The organism is Roseateles chitinivorans (assembly GCF_050632235.1).
GTDB lineage: Bacteria > Pseudomonadota > Gammaproteobacteria > Burkholderiales > Burkholderiaceae_C > Roseateles > Roseateles chitinivorans_A.
On the sequence record NZ_CP192584.1, the window covers coordinates 3,135,555 to 3,153,552 of the forward strand.

Genomic DNA, 17,998 nt, shown 5'->3' on the forward strand with positions numbered 1-17,998 from the left:
TCGTGGTCCCTCCGGCCTGCTCAGCGATGATCAGGCCGCGGAAGGCGATGGGTGAGGTTCAGTCCGCCGACATGCTGGCGCTGCGCGCCACCTTGCCGAGCCGCTCGTACTCCTGCGCCGACAGCTTGGCCAGTTCCGCGGCCGTCGACGACTTCGGAGAGAAGCCGGCGGCGACCAGCTTCTCCTTCACGCCGGGATCGGTGAGCGCGGCCTTCAGCGCCTGCTCCAGCCGCTGCACGACCGGGGCCGGCAGTCCGGCGGGTCCGTACACGCCGAACCACGGCTCGATCGCGTAACCCGGCAGCCCGGCCTCGGCCAGCGTCGGCACATCCGGCAGCGCGGGATTGCGCTGCGAGCCGGCCACCGCCAGCGCGCGCAGCTTGCCGGCCTGGATGTGCGGCAGCGAGGCGGGCAGGTTGTCGAAGGCGACGGGGATCTGGCCGCCGATGAGGTCCGTGATCAAGGGCGCGCTGCCCTTGTAGGGCACGTGCACCCACTCGGTATGGCTGAGCTGGCCGAACAGCACGCCGGCCAGATGCATCGAGGTGCCCGCGCCGGCCGTCCCGAACGGCATGCCGGGGTTCTTCGCGGCATGCGCGCGCAGCTCGGCGACGGTCTTGACCGGCACGGACGGCGACACCTCCAGCACGATCGTCGAGTTCCCGAGCAGCCCGATCGCGCTGAAGTCCTTGCGCGGGTCGAAGGCCATCTTCTTGTAGATGTGCGGGTTAAGCGCGTTGGTCGAGATGGCGCCCATCCCGACCGTGTAGCCGTCCGGTGCGGACTTGGCGACCGCGTCCATGCCGAGATTGCCGCCGGCGCCGCCGCGGTTCTCGATGACGACGGCCTGTCCCAGCGTCTGCGCCATGTGCGCGCCGACCGTGCGGGCGACCAGGTCGGTCGTGCCGCCGGCGGCGTAGGGCACGATGAAGCGGATCGGTTTCGAGGGGAAGTCCTGCGCCATGGCGGGCAGGGCGCCGAACGCGCCGAGCGCGGCCGTGGCGGCAGCGATGACGATCGCGCGGCGCGACGGGGTCGGGCGCTGGGAGCGAAGGGCAAAACGGGGAATGGACATGGTGTCTCCTGATCTTGTGGATCGATGAGACGTCGATTCCCCGCGAGTCGCGAGCGTGATTACCCGGCCAGCCCGCGCAGCGCACGCGCAGATCGCCCGTTGCCGGGCAAGGCGCGCGCGCCTCGCCCGTCCGTCAATCCGGCTTGATCTTGGCGGCGGTGATCAGCTTCGTGTAGCGCTCGCGTTCCGCATGCAGGTGCTTGGCGAAGGCCGCGGCGTCGCCGGGCGTGCTCTCGCCGCCGGCCTGGGCCAGGCGTTCCTTCACTTCGGACGATTGAGCGGCCTTGACGGCGGCGGCGCTCAGCGCGGCCAGCACCGGCTTGGGCGTGCTGGCCGGCGCCATCAGGCCGTACCAGACCGAGGCCTCGAAGCCGGGGAATCCGGACTCCGCGATCGTCGGCACGTCGGGGAACAGGGCGGAGCGTTTGGCGCTCAGCACCGCGAGCGGGCGCAGCTTGCCGCTCTTCCAGTGCGGCAGGATCTCCAGTGCGTTGAGCGCCACGACCGGCACCTGGCCGCCGATGACGTCGGTGAGCGCCTGGGCGCCGCCCTTGTAGGGCACGTGCATCAGGTTGATCTTCGCGGCGCTGGCGAACAGCTCGACGGCCAGGTGCGGCGTGGAGCCGTTGCCGGGCGTCGCGTAGCCGACGGACTCGGGTTTGGCCTTGGCGGCCTCGATCAGCTGGGCGAGCGTCTTGTACGGCGACTCGGGGTTGACCGCGATGATGACCGGCACGCGGCCGATCAGGGCGACCGGGGCCAGGTCTTTCTCGACGTCGTAGGGCGGCGGCTGGTAGAGGGCCATGTTGGCCGCGACGGCGTTGGCCGCCATCAGCAGCGTGGCGCCGTCGGCGGCCGCGGAGACGACGGTGCGGGCGGCGATGTTGCTGCCGCCGCCGGGCTTGTTGTCGACGATGACCGGCTGCTTCAGCTCGGTCTGCAGCCGCACGGCGACGGCGCGGGCGACCACGTCCACGGCGCCGCCGGCGGAGTAGCCGACGACGATCTTGACGGGACCGGGCGGGAGGGCCTGGGCGAACGCGAGCGGAGCGGCGAACGCCAGGGCGGCGCCGGCCCAGAGGAATGCTTGTCTCTTCATGGGAACCTTGTGGGGAATCGGCGCCGGGGACGGCGCGCGGAGGGTCGGACCGGGAGGATCCGCCCGCGCGCATTCTGGTCGGTGACCCTGCCGACACCAATGCCGGAAGGGCGCTAGCTGTTATGCCGGGGCGGCATGGCTGAGGGCTTCAGCGTTTCCGCTTCGCCTTGGGCGCGCGAACAGCGCCTCCGCCTGCTCCAGGAACATCTGCGCCAGCGGCGCGCGCGGGCTTTGCGCGCTCCAGACGAAACCGCTCTTGCGGACCGGTGCCGTGCCGGGCAGCGACACCTTCTGGATGGACAGCCCGCTGGACCACAGCGCCGACCAGTCCGGCAGCAGCGAAATGCCGAGTCCCTGGTCCACCATCGCGGCGATCGACATCAGGCCGTTGATCTCCAGCCGGCGTCGCGGGGTCAGGCCTTGCTGGCGCAGGTAGCGGTCCGCCAACTGCCCGCCGAGCACCGAGCGGTCGTACTGGATGAAGGGCTCGGTGCGGAGCAGGTCGTGCGCGTCCCGCCGGGCGAGCGCCTTGGGCGCCACGACGACGAGCGGTTCCGTCATCAGCTCGCGCCACTCGCAGGTCTTGGGGATCGCGAACTGCGGCTCCACGACGACCGCGGCGTCGAGGTCGCCGGACGCCACCATCCGGACCAGTTCCGTCGACGCGTTCGAGACCACCGAGACCGAGAGGTCGGGATGGCTCGCGTACAGGCGTCGCAGCACCGGCGGCAGCACCGTCGTCAGCGCCGAGACGAAGGCGCCGAGCCGCAGCTCGCCCAGCTGCACCTTCTCGTTGGCGAGCGCGCGCAGGTCGCGCTCCTCGCGGAGCATGTTGCGGGCGCGGTCGAAGATGTTGAGCCCCGCCGCCGTCGGCTTCACCGAGCGCCCGGAGCGCCGGATCAGCGGTGTGCCGAGGTCGTCCTCCAGCGCCTTCAGCCGCGCGGCGACCGCCGGCGCGGTGAGGTCGAGCCGGCGCGCGGCCTCCGCGATGGAGCCGCATTCCACCGTCGTCACGAAGCTTTGAACGTAGCGCAGATCCATTTGAGGCCTTCTTCCATCGCTCCGACCAAGGGGCTCCGGAACATAAGGAATTTTTTGCTCTGAAGCAATGGGAAGCAAATTGTTCTCAGGTCGCGTTTGGCTGACCATGGCCACCCATAACGACCCAGAACAACCCCGCTGACCACAGCCAGGAGACAACATGCCCCGTTCCCCGATCCGTCCTCCGCGCCGGCACCCCGGCGTCGATCGCCGCCAGGTCCTGACCGCCGCCGCCGCCGTGGCCGCGTCCTCGCTCGCCCTCGGCGGCCCCGCCGCTGCCGCCGCGTGGCCGGACAAGGTCATCACGATGATCGTGCCGTTCTCGCCGGGCGGCGCCACCGACATCATCGGCCGGATCCTCGCGGCCGAGCTCTCCATGGGGCTGGGCAAGCAGGTCATCGTCGAGAACCGCGCCGGCGCGGGCGGCAACCTTGGCGCGCAGGTGGTCGCCAAGGCCGCGCCGGACGGCTACACGCTCCTGATGGGCGCGATGACCTCGCACTCGACCATCGCGACGCTGGAGAAGGGCAAGGTCCGCTACGACCTCGTCAAGGATTTCCAGACCGCCGCCGTCGTCGGCAGCGTGCCGCTGGTCTTCGTGGCCAACACCTCGGTGCCGGCGAAGTCGCTGAAGGAACTCGTGACCTACATCCAGGCCAATCCGGGCAAGGTGTCTTTCGGCTCGTCCGGCGCCGGCGCGCCGCAGCGCATGGCCTCCGAGATGCTGAAGCTGCAGGGCAAGCTCGCCACCGAGAACATCCCCTACCGCGGCAGCGGCCCCGCCGTCACCGACCTGATCGCGGGCCAGCTCCAGTTCATGGCCGAGACCGTGCCGGCGGTGCTGCAGTTCATCAAGGGCGGCAAGCTGACGCCGCTGGCCGTGGCGGCGTCCGCGCGGGATCCGAGCCTGCCCGACGTGCCGACGACGGCCGAGGCGGGATTCCCCAACCTCCTGGTGACCTCGACCTTCGGCGTGCTGGTGCCGGCGGGCACGCCGGCCGACGTCGTGTCGCGCCTGAACGCGGAGATCTACAAGGCGCTGCGCAAGCCCGAGGTGCTGGCACAGTTGGCCCAGCAGGGCGTGGTGGCGCAGGCGCCGCTGACGCCGGCCGCCGCGCAGGAGCGCCTCAAGGGCGAAGTGACGAAATGGGCCAAGGTCATCGCTGAGGCCAACATCAAGGCAGACGAGTGAGGCAGCTGTGAGCGATCAACCCAAGGGCCTGAAGAAGGGCCTGACCAATTACGGCGACCAGGGCTTCTCGCTGTTCCTGCGCAAGGCCTTCATCAAGGGCGCGGGCTACACCGACGACGCGCTGGACCGGCCGGTCATCGGCATCACCAACACCGGCAGCAGCTACAACCCGTGCCACGGCAACATGCCGCAGTTGCTGGAGGCGGTGAAGCGCGGGATCATGCTTGCCGGCGGCCTGCCGATGGACTTCCCGACGATCTCGGTGCACGAGAGCTTCTCGGCGCCGACCAGCATGTACCTGCGCAACCTGATGTCGATGGACACCGAGGAGCTGGTGCGCGCGCAGCCGATGGACGCGGTGGTGCTGATCGGCGGCTGCGACAAGACGGTGCCGGCGCAGCTGATGGGCGCGGCCTCGGCGGGCATCCCGGCGATCCAGCTGATCACCGGATCGATGCTCACCGGCAGTCATCGAAGCGAGCGCGTCGGCGCCTGCACCGACTGCCGCCGCTACTGGGGCAAGTACCGCGCGGACGAGATCGACGATCAGGAGATCGCCGACGTCAACAACCAGCTCGTCGCCAGCGTGGGCACCTGCTCGGTGATGGGCACGGCCTCCACGATGGCCTGCGTGGCGGAAGCGCTCGGCATGACGGTGCCGGGTGGCGCGTCGCCGCCGGCCGTCACGGCCGATCGCATCCGCATCGCCGAGCAGACCGGTGCGCAGGCGGTCGAGCTCGCCCGCAAGGGGCTCACGATCGACAAGATCCTCACGCCGGCCGCGTTCGAGAATGCGCTGCGCGTGCTGCTCGCGATCGGCGGCTCGACCAACGGCATCGTGCACCTGACCGCGATCGCCGGTCGGATGGGCATCGACATCGATCTCGCCGGTCTCGATCGCCTCGGGCGCGAGACGCCCGTGCTGCTCGACCTCAAGCCGTCGGGCCAGCACTACATGGAGGACTTCCACCACGCGGGCGGCATGGCGACGCTGTTGCGCGAGCTCAAGCCGCTGCTGCGCCTGGAGGCGCTGACGGTCACCGGCCGGACGCTGGGCGAGGAGATCGAACGCAACGGCGACGGTTTCAAGCAGGACGTCGTGCGCCCCTTCGACCGGCCCCTCTATCCGCAAGGCGGCCTGGCCGTGCTGCGCGGGAATCTGGCGCCGGGCGGCGCGATCATCAAGCAGTCGGCGGCGGATCCGAAGCTGATGGAGCACGAGGGCAGGGCGGTGGTCTTCGAGAACAGCGCGGACCTCGCCGCGCGCATCGACAGCGATGAGCTCGATGTCACCGCCGACGATATCCTGGTGCTGAAGAACATCGGACCGAAGGGCGCGCCGGGCATGCCCGAGGCGGGCTACATCCCGATCCCGCGCAAGCTGGCGCGGGCGGGGGTGAAGGACATCGTGCGCGTGTCCGACGGCCGCATGAGCGGCACGGCCTTCGGCACCATCGTGCTGCACGTGACGCCGGAGGCAGCGGTGGGCGGTCCGCTCGCCCACGTGCGCAACGGCGACCGCATCCGGCTGAGCGTGAAGGATCGCGAGATCGCGCTGCTGGTCTCCGACGAGGAACTCGCGAAGCGCGCCGCGGAGAACCCGGTCGTCGAGCCGACGGCGGAACGCGGCTATCGCAAGCTGTTCCTGCAGACGGTCACGCAGGCGGACCAGGGCGTCGACTTCGACTTCCTGCGCGCGGTGAAGACGACGGGCAAGGCCCCCGAAGACCGCTGAGCGCTTCTGCACTTCCACCGCTGCTGGCCCTCACCCCCGCCCTCTCCCGCAAGCGGGAGAGGGAGTAAGAAGGGCGCTGGTCGGGCGCTCTCTCCCGCTTGCGGGAGAGAAGTAAGAAAGGCTCCGGCGGGGCTCCCTCTTCCGCAAGCGGAAGAGAAGTAAGAAGGACGCTGGTCGGGCTCCCTCGCCCGCTTGCGGGAGAGGGTGGGGGTGAGGGGCGCGCGCAGCGCGCGGGGTCAGGGCAGTCAGCCCGGCTGTGTCAGCTTGACGATCGCCGGTTGCACGATCGCGCCGAACGCCTTCGGGTCATCGACGGCGCGGGCTACCAGCATCGCGCCGTGCACGACCGCCATGAACGCGCGTGCCGAGTTCGCCGGAGTGCCTCCGAGGTGGAACTGGCCGGCGGCCGCGCCGCGCTTGAGCACGCCGGCGAGCCAGGCGTTCAGGTCATTGAAATGCGCTCGGACCTCGACCGCCACTTCCTCCGGAATGGTCGGCATCTCCGTCGCGAGCATCGCGCAGATGCAGAACGGATGCTCGCCGCTGCGGATGCAGCCGGCCCAGTAGTTCGCGTAGGCGTTGAGCACGGAGGTCGGATCGCCGATCTGTCGCTCCATGCCCGCCAGCCCGTGACGGGCCTCTTCGCGGTAGAGCGCCACCACGCGCTGGACCAGCACCGCCTTGCTCGGGAAGTGGTGGTGGATGCTCGCCTTGGTGATCTTGACCCGCTCGGCCAGGTCGGCATAGCTGAAGCTGTTGTAGCCGCCCGAGACCAGCAGCGCTCGCGTGTGCGCGACGATCTCGGCGGCCTTGGGGGAGAGCTCGACGGTCATGGGGCCCGATCCGGATGAACGAGGCCCCATTCTACCGGTTGTCTACTAGTTGGTAGACGCCGCCGCCAGCCGGCTCACATCGACTCGTCCAGCATCTTCCGGTAGTCGCTCGCCGAGGCCTCGCGTGGATTGGTCTTGTGGGTGTGGTCGTGCAGCGCGCGCTCGACGATCTGCTCGTGGAGGTCGACCGTCACGCCCATCGCGCCGAGCCCGGCGGGCAGTCCCAGCCGCTGGTTCATCGCCTTGACCGCGCCGGCGAGCTCGTCGGCCGGCGTGCCCTCCTGCAGGTTCATCGCGTGGCCCATGCGGGCGATCTTGTCGTCGCGGCGCATCGAGTCGTGCATCCCGTTGAAGCGGATCACCGCCGGCAGGAACACCGCGTTCAAGGTGCCGTGGTGCAGCTTGGGCATCAGTCCGCCGAGCGCATGACTCAGCGAGTGGACGCAGCCCAGGCCCTTCTGGAAGGCAAGGGCGCCCATCGTGCTCGCGGCCATCATGTCCAGGCGCGCGTCGAGGTCGTCGGGATGGGTGGTGGCGCGCTCGATCTGGCGCCAGCCGCGGCGCAGGCCTTCGAGCGCGATGCCGTCGGCCGGCGGATTGAAGGCCGACGACATGAAGGTCTCCATGCAATGCGCGATCGCGTCCATGCCTGTCGCCGCCGTCAACGAAGCCGGCAGCTTGCGCGTCAGCTCCGGATCGCAGACGGCCGACTTGGGCATCAGCTCCCAGTTGTGGAAGCCGAGCTTGCGGCCGTCGTCCACGATGATGATCGCGCCGCGCGCGACCTCGGAGCCGGTGCCCGCCGTCGTCGGCACCGCGATCAGCGGCACGGCCCGGGCGGTGATGTTCCCGGCGCCACCGAGGATGGTGGCGTACGCCGTCAGCGGGCCCTCGTGGGTCGCGGCGATCGCGACGCCCTTGGCCAGGTCGATGCTCGAGCCGCCGCCGATCGCGATCAGCCCGTCGCAGCCGTGGGCGCGGAAGACCTCGACGGCCTCGCGCACGGCGGCCTCGGTCGGGTTGGGCGGCGTGCCGTCATAGACGGGCAGGGCGGCTGCCTCGATCGGCGACGCGGCCCAGGCCTCCAGGACCAGGTCCAGCACGCCGGCGGCGCGCACGCCCCGGTCGGTGACGATCAACGGCTTGCCGATGCCGGCGCGCACGCATTCCGCGCCGATCAGCCGGCGCGCGCCGGCCTCCAGGTGGATGTGGGTGAGGTACTGGATCAGGGCCATGGGCGATGTCCTTTGCCTGGGTGTTGGCGGGCCGCGGCGGCGCGGGCCCGCGGGGTCTGGGAGAATCCCGCGATTGGGGCTTGGCAGCAGCCGAGCCTACGTCCTGGAGTTCCCGTTGAGTAGCACCTTGTTGACACCGCGGATGGCCGCGGTGCTCGAGCGCATCCACCGCGCCAACCGCCCGTCCTTCCACAGCCTCACGCCCAGGCAGGCCCGCATCGCCTACCTGATGGGCGCCGAGATCCTGGACCTGCCGCGGGCGCCGCTGCCGCGCATCGAGAATCTGGCCATCCCGGGTCCCGCCGGCGACATCCCCGCTCGCCTGTACGCCCCGCTCACGCGCGAGGACGCCGCAGGGCGGGACGCGCGCGGCCTGCCGGTGCTGCTGTACTTCCACGGCGGCGGCTTCGTGATCGGCAGCCTCGAGACCCACGACAGCCTGTGCCGCCAACTGGCCTTGCGCACGGGCTGCGCGGTGATCGCGGTCGATTACCGGCTCGCGCCCGACCATCCGTTCCCCGGTGCCGTCGACGACTGCTGGGCCGCGCTCGAATGGCTGGCGGCCGCGGCGGCCGGTCTGGGCCTGGACCGTGCGCGCATCGCCGTCGGCGGCGACAGCGCCGGCGGCACGCTGGCCGCGGTGACGGCGCTGCATGCGCGCGACATCCGCGACCGCCTGGGCCTCTCGCTCGTGATGCAGCTGCTGATCACGCCGGGCGCGACGGCGCATGCGGACACCGACTCGCACCGCCGCTTCGCCAAGGGGCACCTGCTGGACGCCGACACCATCGCGTGGTTCTTCAACCAGTACATCCCGACGGATCAGCGGGACGACTGGCGCTTCGCGCCGCTGGAGGCCGAGGACCACGAAGGCCTGGCGCCCGCCACCGTCATCCTGGCCGAGGCCGATCCGCTGATCGACGAAGGCATCGCCTACGCCGACCTGCTGCGCGCCAACGGCAACGAGGTGCGGCTGGAGCTGTACCGCGGCGTGACGCACGACTTCATCAAGATGGGCCGCAGCATCCCGGAAGCCGAGCAGGCGCTCGACGACTGCGCGGATGCGCTCAGGACGGCCTTCGGCCTGCCGGCGCCCGTTCCTGTATCCGTTCCCGCTGCGGGGACGACGACTCCCTCGACCCCCACCGGGGCTTCCGCATGAGCACCACCGCCACCGACGCCGGCATGAGCCGCGACCGCTTCCGCTTCTTCGAACGCCTGCGCGTGCGCTGGGCCGAGATCGACGCGCAGCAGATCGTCTTCAACGGCCACTACCTGACCTACTTCGACACGGCGGTCGGCGGCTACTGGCGCGCGCTGGCGCTGCCCTACGCGCCGACGATGCAGTCGCTGGAAGGCGATCTCTTCGTCCGCAAGTCGACGATCGAGTACCTGGGCTCGGCGCATTACGACGAGCTGCTCGACATCGGCGTGCGCACCGAGCGCGTCGGCACGACGTCGATGACGGTGAGCTGCGCGGTGTTCCGCGGCGACGAGTGCCTGGTGCACGGCGAGCTGGTCTACGTCTTCGCCGATCCCGCCGTGCGCGTGCCCAAGGCGGTCCCGCAGGCGCTGCGCGACCTGCTGCTGGGCTTCGAGCGCGGCGAGGCGATGACCGAGGCCCGCGTGGGCAACTGGGCGACGGTGGGCGAGGACGCGCACCGCATCCGTCAGGCCGTGTTCGTCGAGGAGCAGAAGATCCCCGCCGAGATGGAATGGGACGCCGCCGACGAGAGCTGCACGCACGCGGTGGCCTACAACCGGCTGGGCCGGCCGCTGGCCACGGGCCGGCTGCTGGAGCACGTGCCGGGCGTGGCCAAGATCGGGCGGATGGCGGTGCTGTCGCCGATGCGCGGCAGCCGCGTCGGCCGCCAGGTGCTGGATGCGCTGATGCAGGCCGGGCGGGAGCAGGGCTACCGCGAGGTGCTGCTGCACGCGCAGCTCAGCGCCGAAGGGTTCTACACGCGCGCGGGGTTCCAGCGGCGAGGGCCGGTGTTCGAGGAGGCCGGGATCGCGCACGTGGAGATGGTGCGGGGGCTCTGAGGCGCCTGCCTCCTCGTGGTGGCTCCGTCGCGGCGGCTTCATCGCCGTGGCATCCCTCGCGTTTGCATCCATCCTGGACGCTGCTCCGTAAGTGGCTGATGTGCGGCACCGACGCCGCCCGTTTCCCATCCGACCCAGGAGATCGCCATGATGCGTCTGAGCCCCGCTCTCTTTTCCGCTCTTGCCCTCGCCGCCTGTGCGAGCGCGCAGGCCACCCGTCCGTCCGCGGACGAGTTGTCCCGACTGCCCGACGACCCCACGACCGCAGTCGCCGTGAAGGACCCGGAAGTCCCCACCGCGCTGCGCCCGGCGGATGGCTCGCGCCAGCTGCTCCAGGTCCACGCCGTCGGCGTCCAGATCTATGAATGCGCGCAGGGCGCGAACAGCGCCTGGGAGTGGAAATTCCGCGGCCCTGAGGCGGCGCTGTTCGACGCGCGCGGCGCGAAGATCGGCGACCACGGCGCCGGTCCGTTCTGGCGTCTGGCGGACGGCTCCCGCATCGTCGGACAAGCCAAGGCATCGGTCCCGGCGCCGACGACAGGGGCGATCCCCTGGCTGCTGCTGACGGTGACGTCGCGGACCGGCTCGGGCGCACTGGACCCCGTCGACGCGGTGCAGCGCATCAACACCGTCGGCGGCGTCGCGCCTGCGCCCGCGGCGTGCACCACCGCGGCATCGGGACGGATCGAGCGCGTCGGCTACACCGCCGACTACCTCTTCTGGGCGGTCGCCCCGTCGCGGTGAGCGACGTCTTCGCCGATCATCCTTTCCCGCGCCGCGGACGCCCGCGACAGCCGTGTTGAAGGCGTCCGCGTCAAGGTGTGGTGACGATCCGCCGAGGACCTCGTGAAGCGGCTTGCCGCGGAGCCCTTCGGACGAACCGTTACAACGATTTTTGCAAGCCGGTGCGTCCGCTTTCACGTCAGACCCGTACGTCAGAGAGCAGGATGTCCTGCATCACGTTTGAGCTTGAGGAGCAACCCATGAAGACTTTGAAACTGCTGTCCCTGATGGCCGCCGTCTGGGCACTGGCCGGTGCCATGTCATCCGTCCAGGCCGCCGACACGGCGCCGCCGCCGTCCGCCGCGCCCGCCCCGGCCGTGAACCGCCTGGCCACCGCGCGTCAGCTGATCGAAGCCCGTCAGTGGGAGGCCGCCCGCGACGAACTGAAGCGCGTCGACGACCGCCGCAGCGCGGACTGGAACAACCTGATGGGCTACGTGTTGCGCAAGGCCGCCAGCCCCGATCTGGCCGCGTCGGAGCGCTACTACGACGAGGCGCTGCGCATCGATCCGCATCACCGCAACACGCTGGAGTACTCCGGCGAGCTCTACCTGATGAAGGGCGACCTGGCGAAGGCGCAGGCTCGCCTCGCGTCGCTGGCCACCGAGTGCAAGTCGTCCTGCGAGCAGCACACGGAACTCAAGGACGCCATCGCCCGTTATCAGGCCAACGGCAACAAGTACGTGGCCAAGGGCGGCTGGTAAGCCGCGGTTCGCGCACGCCAGTGCCTTCTCCCGTTTTCTCCCCCGATTCCCTCTTTCCTGTTCCCCCGCAAGGAGCCTTGAATGAATCTCGTGAAGTCGTTGTGCCTGGGCCTGCTCGTCTCCGGCGCCGCCCTGTCGGCTGCTCACGCGGCCGAGCTGACCGTCAATCTGTCCATGGCGCAGCCCGACGGCCCCGGCGCCTCGGCCGGCACGGTGCGCATCGTCGAGACGCCCTACGGCCTGGCGTTCTATCCGCAGCTGACCGGCCTGCCGCACGGCGTGCATGGCTTCCACGTGCATGAGAACCCCTCGTGCGCGCCGTCCACGGCCAACGGCACGGTGACGCCGGCCGGCGCCGCCGGCGGCCACTTCGATCCGCTGGGCAGCAAGCACCACGGCGAGCCGTGGGGCGACGGCCACCTCGGCGATCTGCCGCCGCTGTACGTGGGGCATGACGGCCAGTCGACGAACCCGGTGCTGTCGCCACGCCTGAAGAAGATCGACGAGGTGAAGGGCCATGCGCTGATGGTCCACATGGGCGGTGACAACCACTCCGACCATCCCGCGCCGCTGGGCGGTGGCGGAGCGCGTGTCGCCTGCGGCGTTATCGGCGGCTGAGCATTCCGGCGCGGGCGCCATGCCCGTGCCGCGGCGACGCACTATTCGCGATCGCCAATGCAAAGGGCCCGGAGGTTCGCACCTCCGGGCCCTTGTTCCTTGGCGAGGGGCAGGGGACTCAACATCCCCCGCCGATCTCGAGATCGAGCGACCGTCAGGTCGCCCGTCGCATCACGCGACCGTCTTGGCCGTCTCCGCGTATTCCTCGATCTGGTCGAAGTTCATGTAGCGGTAGACGCTGGCCTTGTCGGCGTCGATCACGCCCATCTCCTTGAGGTACTCCTCCTTGGTCGGCAGGCGGCCCAGACGCGAGGCGATCGCGGCCAGTTCCGCCGAGCCCAGGAACACGTTGGTGTTCTTGCCCAGACGGTTGGGGAAGTTGCGCGTGGAGGTGGAGATCACCGTCGCGCCCTCGCGGACCTGCGCCTGGTTGCCCATGCACAGCGAGCAGCCCGGCATCTCGGTGCGCGCACCGGCCGTGCCGAAGGCGGCGTAGTGGCCTTCCTTGATCAGCTCGCTCTGGTCCATCTTGGTCGGCGGCGCGACCCACAGCTTGACCGGGATGTCGCGCTGGCCGCCCAGCAGCTTGGCCGCCGCGCGGAAGTGACCGATGTTGGTCATGCACGAGCCGATGAAGGCCTCGTCGATCTTGGTGCCGGCGACTTCGGACAGCACCTTGGCATCGTCCGGGTCGTTCGGGCAGCAGACGATCGGCTCGGTGATGTCGGCCAGGTCGATCTCGATCACGGCTGCGTATTCAGCGTCCTTGTCCGCTTCCAGCAGGTCGGGCTTGGCCAGCCAGGCTTCGACCTTCTCGATGCGGCGCTGCAGCGTCTTCGCGTCGGCGTAGCCGTCGGCGATCATGTTCTTCATCAGGACGACGTTGGAGCTCAGGTACTCCTTGATCGGCGCCGGATTCAGCTTGATCGTGCAGCCGGCGGCGGAGCGCTCGGCGGACGCGTCGGACAGCTCGAACGCCTGTTCGACCTTCAGGTCGGGCAGACCTTCGATCTCCAGGATGCGGCCCGAGAAGATGTTCTTCTTGCCGGCCTTGGCCACGGTCAGCAGACCGGCCTTGAGCGCGTACAGCGGGATCGCGTGCACCAGGTCGCGCAGGGTCACGCCCGGCTGCATCTCACCCTTGAAGCGCACCAGCACCGATTCCGGCATGTCCAGCGGCATCACGCCGGTGGCGGCGCCGAAGGCGACCAGGCCCGAACCCGCCGGGAACGAGATGCCGATCGGGAACCGCGTGTGCGAGTCGCCGCCGGTGCCGACGGTGTCGGGCAGCAGCAGGCGGTTCAGCCAGCTGTGGATCACGCCGTCGCCCGGACGCAGGGACACGCCGCCGCGGTTGGAGATGAAGGCGGGCAGCTCGCGGTGCGTCTTCACGTCCACCGGCTTCGGATACGCGGCGGTGTGGCAGAAGGACTGCATCACCAGGTCGGCCGAGAAGCCCAGGCAGGCCAGGTCCTTCAGCTCGTCGCGGGTCATCGGGCCGGTCGTGTCCTGCGAACCGACGGTGGTCATCTTGGGTTCGCAGTAGGTGCCCGGGCGCACGCCCTGACCCTCAGGCAGACCGACCGCGCGGCCGACCATCTTCTGCGCCAGCGTGAAGCCGGCCTTGGTTTCAGCCGGGGCCTGCGGCAGGCGGAACAGCGTCGACGCGGGCAGGCCCAGGAACTCGCGCGCCTTGGCGGTCAGCGAGCGGCCGATGATCAGGTTGATCCGGCCGCCGGCGCGGACTTCGTCGAACAGCACGTCGCTCTTGAGCTTGAACTCGGTGACGGTCTCGCCGTTCTTCACCAGCTTGCCTTCATACGGCAGCACGTCGATGACGTCGCCCATCTCCAGCTTGCTGACGTCGACCTCGATCGGCAGCGAGCCCGAGTCTTCCTGCGTGTTGAAGAAGATCGGCGCGATCTTGCCGCCCAGCGTCACGCCGCCGAAGCGCTTGTTCGGGACGAAGGGGATGTCCTGGCCCGTGGCCCAGATCACCGAGTTGGTCGCCGACTTGCGCGACGAACCCGTGCCGACGACGTCGCCGACGTAGGCCACGACGTGGCCCTTCTTCTTCAGGTCCTCGATGAACTGCATCGGGCCGCGCTTGCCGTCTTCCTCGGGGGTGAAGGCGGCGTCCGGACGCGTGTTCTTCAGCATCGCCAGGTAGTGCAGCGGGATGTCCGGGCGGCTCCAGGCGTCCGGGGCCGGCGACAGGTCGTCGGTGTTGGTCTCGCCGGGCACCTTGAAGACGGTGACGGTGATCTTCTTTTCCACCTCGGGGCGCGAGGTGAACCACTCCGCGTCGGCCCAGCTCTGCATCACTTCCTTGGCCTTGGCGTTGCCCGCCTTGGCCTTGGTGGCGACGTCGTTGAAGTAATCGAACATCAGCAGGGTCTTCTTCAGACCCTCGGCGGCGGTGCCGGCGACTTCGGCGTCGTCCAGCAGCTCGATCAGCGGATGCACGTTGTAGCCGCCGACCATGGTGCCCAGCAGCTCGGTGGCCTTGGCCTTGGAGATCAGGCCGACCTTCAGGTCGCCGTGCGCGACGGCGGCCAGGAAGCTGGCCTTGACCTTGGCGGCGTCGTCCACGCCCGGAGGCACGCGGTGGGTCAGCAGGTCCAGCAGGAAGGCGTCTTCACCGGCGGGCGGGGCCTTGATGAGCTCGATCAGCTCGGCCACCTGCTTGGCGTCGAGCGGCAGCGGCGGAATGCCGAGCGCGGCGCGTTCGGCTTCGTGTTGGCGGTAGGCTTGCAGCATGCGAACTCCAGTCGTTGTCTCTGCTTGGGTCAAAAATCGGGCCGGGGTCAGGGTGCGCTGGGCACGATGACCTTCAGGCCCTTGAAATAGTCTCGGAAGAATCCCTGGTCGCGGGTGATCAGGCCATCGCACTGCAGCATCGCGTGCGCACCCACCAGGAAGTCGGGCATGGCGCGCGACGAGGCGGCGTCGGCCCCCTTGTCGGCCAGCCGTTGCTTGAACTTGCGTTGCATCTCGCCGGCGCGGATGGCGGCGCGCTGGTCGATGGCCAGGAAGCTCAGGCCCATCTCCTCCAGCGCGTCCATCACCTCGGAGCCGTGGCCCAGGCCGGCGGTGACCTCGGACAGCACCACGTCGCACAGCACCACCGGACCGCTGGACAGCGCCAGGCGCAGCGCGGCCTCGGCCGCGTCCGCGCCGGGCGCGTCGCCCAGGAGGTCGATGAGGACGGAGCTGTCGACGGCGATCATCGGATCAGGCGGTCTTGCCGTCGTCGGCGATTTCCCCGGTCGCCTCATCCGGCGCGCGGCCGCGCAGGTCGCGCATCACGTCGTCGGTGGCGGTGCCTTCCGGCAGCTTGAAGCGGCCGCGGGCGCGGGAGATGGCGTCGTCGACGTTCTTGCGCAGGATGATGCGCGCGCCGTCGAGCTCGACCTTGAGCGTCGTGCCCTTGGTCAGCCCCAGCGCATCGCGGACGGCCTTGGGCAGGGTGATCTGACCTCGTTCGGCGACGGTGGCTTCCATGCGGGCTCCTGGCAGTGCTGGGAGATTAGACGACGGCTCTGGCGTTTTCATGACCGGGGTGCGCAAGCGCACTGTCGGTATGAGCCAGAAAGTATGCATGAATTGTACGTACTTCCGGGTCGTGAAAGCCAGCGCCCCGCCTGAAGCCCGACCGGCGCAGTATGGATAAGGAGCGTCCCGCCGACGCGGGGCAGGCTGGACATGAAAAAGCCGCCTCGAGAGGCGGCTTCGTCCAGCGAGGCGCGGTGTTTACTGGGCGCTCGGGGTGATGCCCAGGCCGCCGCCGGCCGGGGCCGACGAGGCACGCGCGGCTTCGATCGCGGCGCGTTGTTCCGGGTGGATGCAGTCGTCGACCAGGCGCTGACCGGCCTTCACGTCCAGCAGCATCGACTTGTTGGCGATCTGGACCATCAGCGTGCGGCCGGTGACGTCTTCCAGGCGCAGGGCGCCGGTGGTCGACAGCACGGGCTTCATCACGAAGGTGTCCTTCTTGAAGGCCACGTTGATGTAGCCCACGTCCTTGGCGTTCGGCTCGATGGTGATCGACTGCTTGAACTCGCACTCGTACAGGCCGAGGTAGGCCCGCTTGGCGGCGGCCAGCTGTTCCTCGTTCGCTTCCGGCAGGGGCGGCGGCGGCGCCTTGACGGGGGCGGCCTTCTTGGCTGCGGTCGTCTTCGCGGCGGGCTTGGCCGTCTTGGCCGGTGCCGCGGGCTTGGCGGTGCCGGTGTTGGCGGCGGGCTGCGCGGCGGCGATGCCGGCGGTCAGCGTGAGCGCGGCGGCAGCGGCGCCGGAGAGGAGGAGGGCGGTCAGTCGCATGGGGAGGGCGTGGAAGTTGGACCTGGGAAAGCTTGAATCACCGGCCGAAGCAAGGGCCGGAAAAACGAAGCGCCGGAGCTCGGCGATGCAGGATTGTGACTGCGCCCGCGTCCCCTGAAGCGGGGATTTAATGTGTCAAACGGTTGATCGTTGCTAGGGTCTTCACGGGGCAGCGGGGCGTCACAGGGGCGATGGATGCGGTGCGAACCAGGTCTGCGCCACCTCTGTCGGCAGGTTCTGGCCGGTGCCGTGGGCGCGCTGCAGGAGATGCCAGAACAGACGGTAACTCGCGCGGTCGTGGAGCATGTCCCGGTGTTGGATCGGCGCCCACTGTGCGGCCTGCGCGGCCTGCAGGATGTCGATCGCCTCGTCGATCTCCGCGACGCTGGGCGCGAAGGCGTCGATGATGGGCTGGATCTGGGCGGGGTGGATGCTCCACATCCGCGTGTAGCCGAACTCGCGCGCGGCGCGCTCGGCGGCGTGCTGGATCGCGCGTTCGCTCTTGAACTCGGTGACCACGCAGTGCGACGGCGTCTTGCCGTAGCTGTGCGCGGCGGCTGCGATCGCCAGCTTCGCGCGCTGCACCAGCGGGTGCGTGAACTGGCCGTCGACCGTCAGTGCCGAGCGCGGGATCGCGCCGCGATGCGCGGAGACGAAATCCATCAGGCCGAAGGAGAGCGACTCGATGCGCGGATGCGCCGCGATCGCCATCACGTCGCGCAGGGCGCCGTGTGTCTCGATCAGCGTGTGCAGCGGCAGCGGCTTGCGGATGCCGTGGCGCTTCAGGCTGTCGTCGATGAAGGCGACAGCGCGGCTCAGATCGTCGATGCCTTCGGGCTTCGGGATCATCAGGAAGGCGAGCTTCTCGCCGCCGCCGGCGATCACTGCCTCGACGTCGGCCTCGAAGGCCGGATGCTTGAACGGATGCACCCGCACACCGACGCGGCCGTGCGCGTTCAGCGAGCCGTTCAGCAGGTGCAGGACGAGCAGCATGTGCTCGGCCTCGCCGCCGACCGGGGCGCCGTCCTCGCAATCGAGCGTGATGTCGAAGACCGGCCCCATCCGCACCTGCAGCTCGAGGCTCTTGAGCATGCGCGCCTCGACGCCGCAGTAGTGATCGACGACCGGCAGCACGACGGGCGCCTGGCCTTCTTCGAACAGGGCCTGGGCGGGGGTGAGGAGGGCGGTCATGGGTGGGGATGAACAGGTGGAAAGAAGAAGGGCCGACCCTCTTGCGAAGATCGGCCCAACGATACTGCCTTCAGCGACGGACCGGCGAAGCCTGGTCCTGTTCAAGCGGGGCACGAGGATCTGGCTTTG

At 69.6% G+C, this 17,998-nt stretch carries 17 protein-coding genes; 7 read left to right on the top strand and 10 right to left on the bottom strand.

Annotated elements, in window-relative coordinates; genetic code table 11:
- Positions 1-58: 58 nt before the first annotated feature.
- The 3 genes from ACQ859_RS14215 to ACQ859_RS14225 all read right to left on the bottom strand — a co-directional run bounded on the left by ACQ859_RS14215 (position 59) and on the right by ACQ859_RS14225 (position 3,215).
- The gene (locus ACQ859_RS14215; RefSeq protein ID WP_431266318.1) at positions 59-1,075 is read right to left on the bottom strand and encodes a Bug family tripartite tricarboxylate transporter substrate binding protein; all 1,017 of its coding nucleotides are present in this window, start codon (positions 1,073-1,075) and stop codon (positions 59-61) included.
- A 133-nt stretch (positions 1,076-1,208) separates the two neighbouring features.
- On the bottom strand, positions 1,209-2,174 hold the full coding sequence (locus ACQ859_RS14220) for a tripartite tricarboxylate transporter substrate-binding protein (protein WP_431266319.1): 966 nt from the start codon (positions 2,172-2,174) through the stop codon (positions 1,209-1,211).
- A gap of 120 nt (positions 2,175-2,294) precedes the next feature.
- Complete coding sequence (locus tag ACQ859_RS14225) at positions 2,295-3,215, bottom strand: LysR family transcriptional regulator (RefSeq protein WP_431266320.1); 921 nt, start codon at positions 3,213-3,215, stop codon at positions 2,295-2,297.
- Between the two features lie 160 nt (positions 3,216-3,375).
- On the opposite strand from ACQ859_RS14225, the gene ACQ859_RS14230 reads away from it, so the two are divergent.
- Complete coding sequence (locus tag ACQ859_RS14230) at positions 3,376-4,407, top strand: Bug family tripartite tricarboxylate transporter substrate binding protein (RefSeq protein ID WP_431266321.1); 1,032 nt, start codon at positions 3,376-3,378, stop codon at positions 4,405-4,407.
- 7 nt (positions 4,408-4,414) lie between these two features.
- Positions 4,415-6,142 (top strand): IlvD/Edd family dehydratase, encoded by a 1,728-nt coding sequence (locus ACQ859_RS14235; RefSeq protein WP_431266322.1) that lies wholly within the window; start codon positions 4,415-4,417, stop codon positions 6,140-6,142.
- Positions 6,143-6,387: 245 nt separating this feature from the next.
- On the opposite strand, the gene ACQ859_RS14240 is transcribed toward ACQ859_RS14235, so the two are convergent.
- Together ACQ859_RS14240 and ACQ859_RS14245 are read right to left on the bottom strand one after the other, a co-directional pair.
- Positions 6,388-6,975, bottom strand: a complete 588-nt coding sequence (locus tag ACQ859_RS14240) for a TetR/AcrR family transcriptional regulator (RefSeq protein WP_431266323.1) — start codon at positions 6,973-6,975, stop codon at positions 6,388-6,390.
- Between the two features lie 74 nt (positions 6,976-7,049).
- The gene (locus ACQ859_RS14245) at positions 7,050-8,210 is read right to left on the bottom strand and encodes an iron-containing alcohol dehydrogenase (protein ID WP_431266324.1); all 1,161 of its coding nucleotides are present in this window, start codon (positions 8,208-8,210) and stop codon (positions 7,050-7,052) included.
- A 142-nt stretch (positions 8,211-8,352) separates the two neighbouring features.
- Here ACQ859_RS14245 and ACQ859_RS14250 point away from each other — a divergent pair, with 142 nt between their 5' ends.
- The 5 genes from ACQ859_RS14250 to sodC all read left to right on the top strand — a co-directional run bounded on the left by ACQ859_RS14250 (position 8,353) and on the right by sodC (position 12,358).
- Positions 8,353-9,372: an alpha/beta hydrolase gene (locus tag ACQ859_RS14250; RefSeq protein ID WP_431266554.1), complete on the top strand. Its 1,020-nt coding sequence runs from the start codon at positions 8,353-8,355 to the stop codon at positions 9,370-9,372.
- Complete coding sequence (locus ACQ859_RS14255) at positions 9,369-10,253, top strand: YbgC/FadM family acyl-CoA thioesterase (protein WP_431266325.1); 885 nt, start codon at positions 9,369-9,371, stop codon at positions 10,251-10,253. Before ACQ859_RS14250 ends, ACQ859_RS14255 begins: the two co-directional genes overlap by 4 nt.
- 147 nt (positions 10,254-10,400) lie before the next feature.
- Positions 10,401-10,997, top strand: coding sequence for a DUF3455 domain-containing protein (locus ACQ859_RS14260; RefSeq protein ID WP_431266326.1), 597 nt, complete (start codon positions 10,401-10,403; stop codon positions 10,995-10,997).
- A gap of 239 nt (positions 10,998-11,236) precedes the next feature.
- Positions 11,237-11,740: a tetratricopeptide repeat protein gene (locus tag ACQ859_RS14265; RefSeq protein ID WP_431266327.1), complete on the top strand. Its 504-nt coding sequence runs from the start codon at positions 11,237-11,239 to the stop codon at positions 11,738-11,740.
- A gap of 81 nt (positions 11,741-11,821) precedes the next feature.
- Positions 11,822-12,358 (top strand): superoxide dismutase [Cu-Zn] SodC, encoded by a 537-nt coding sequence (sodC, locus tag ACQ859_RS14270; RefSeq protein ID WP_431266328.1) that lies wholly within the window; start codon positions 11,822-11,824, stop codon positions 12,356-12,358.
- 171 nt (positions 12,359-12,529) lie between these two features.
- Here sodC and acnB read toward each other — a convergent pair whose 3' ends face one another.
- From acnB to ACQ859_RS14295, 5 genes are all read right to left on the bottom strand, one after another.
- Positions 12,530-15,118, bottom strand: a complete 2,589-nt coding sequence (gene acnB / locus ACQ859_RS14275) for a bifunctional aconitate hydratase 2/2-methylisocitrate dehydratase (RefSeq protein WP_431266329.1) — start codon at positions 15,116-15,118, stop codon at positions 12,530-12,532.
- Between the two features lie 47 nt (positions 15,119-15,165).
- A complete protein-coding gene (locus tag ACQ859_RS14280) occupies positions 15,166-15,588 on the bottom strand; it encodes a type II toxin-antitoxin system VapC family toxin (RefSeq protein WP_431266330.1) in 423 nt (140 codons plus the stop codon).
- Positions 15,589-15,592: 4 nt separating this feature from the next.
- Positions 15,593-15,862 (bottom strand): AbrB/MazE/SpoVT family DNA-binding domain-containing protein, encoded by a 270-nt coding sequence (locus ACQ859_RS14285; RefSeq protein WP_431266331.1) that lies wholly within the window; start codon positions 15,860-15,862, stop codon positions 15,593-15,595.
- 249 nt (positions 15,863-16,111) lie between these two features.
- Positions 16,112-16,678, bottom strand: a complete 567-nt coding sequence (locus tag ACQ859_RS14290) for a hypothetical protein (protein WP_431266332.1) — start codon at positions 16,676-16,678, stop codon at positions 16,112-16,114.
- A gap of 180 nt (positions 16,679-16,858) precedes the next feature.
- Positions 16,859-17,869, bottom strand: coding sequence for an HpcH/HpaI aldolase/citrate lyase family protein (locus ACQ859_RS14295; RefSeq protein ID WP_431266333.1), 1,011 nt, complete (start codon positions 17,867-17,869; stop codon positions 16,859-16,861).
- Positions 17,870-17,998 lie beyond the last annotated feature (129 nt).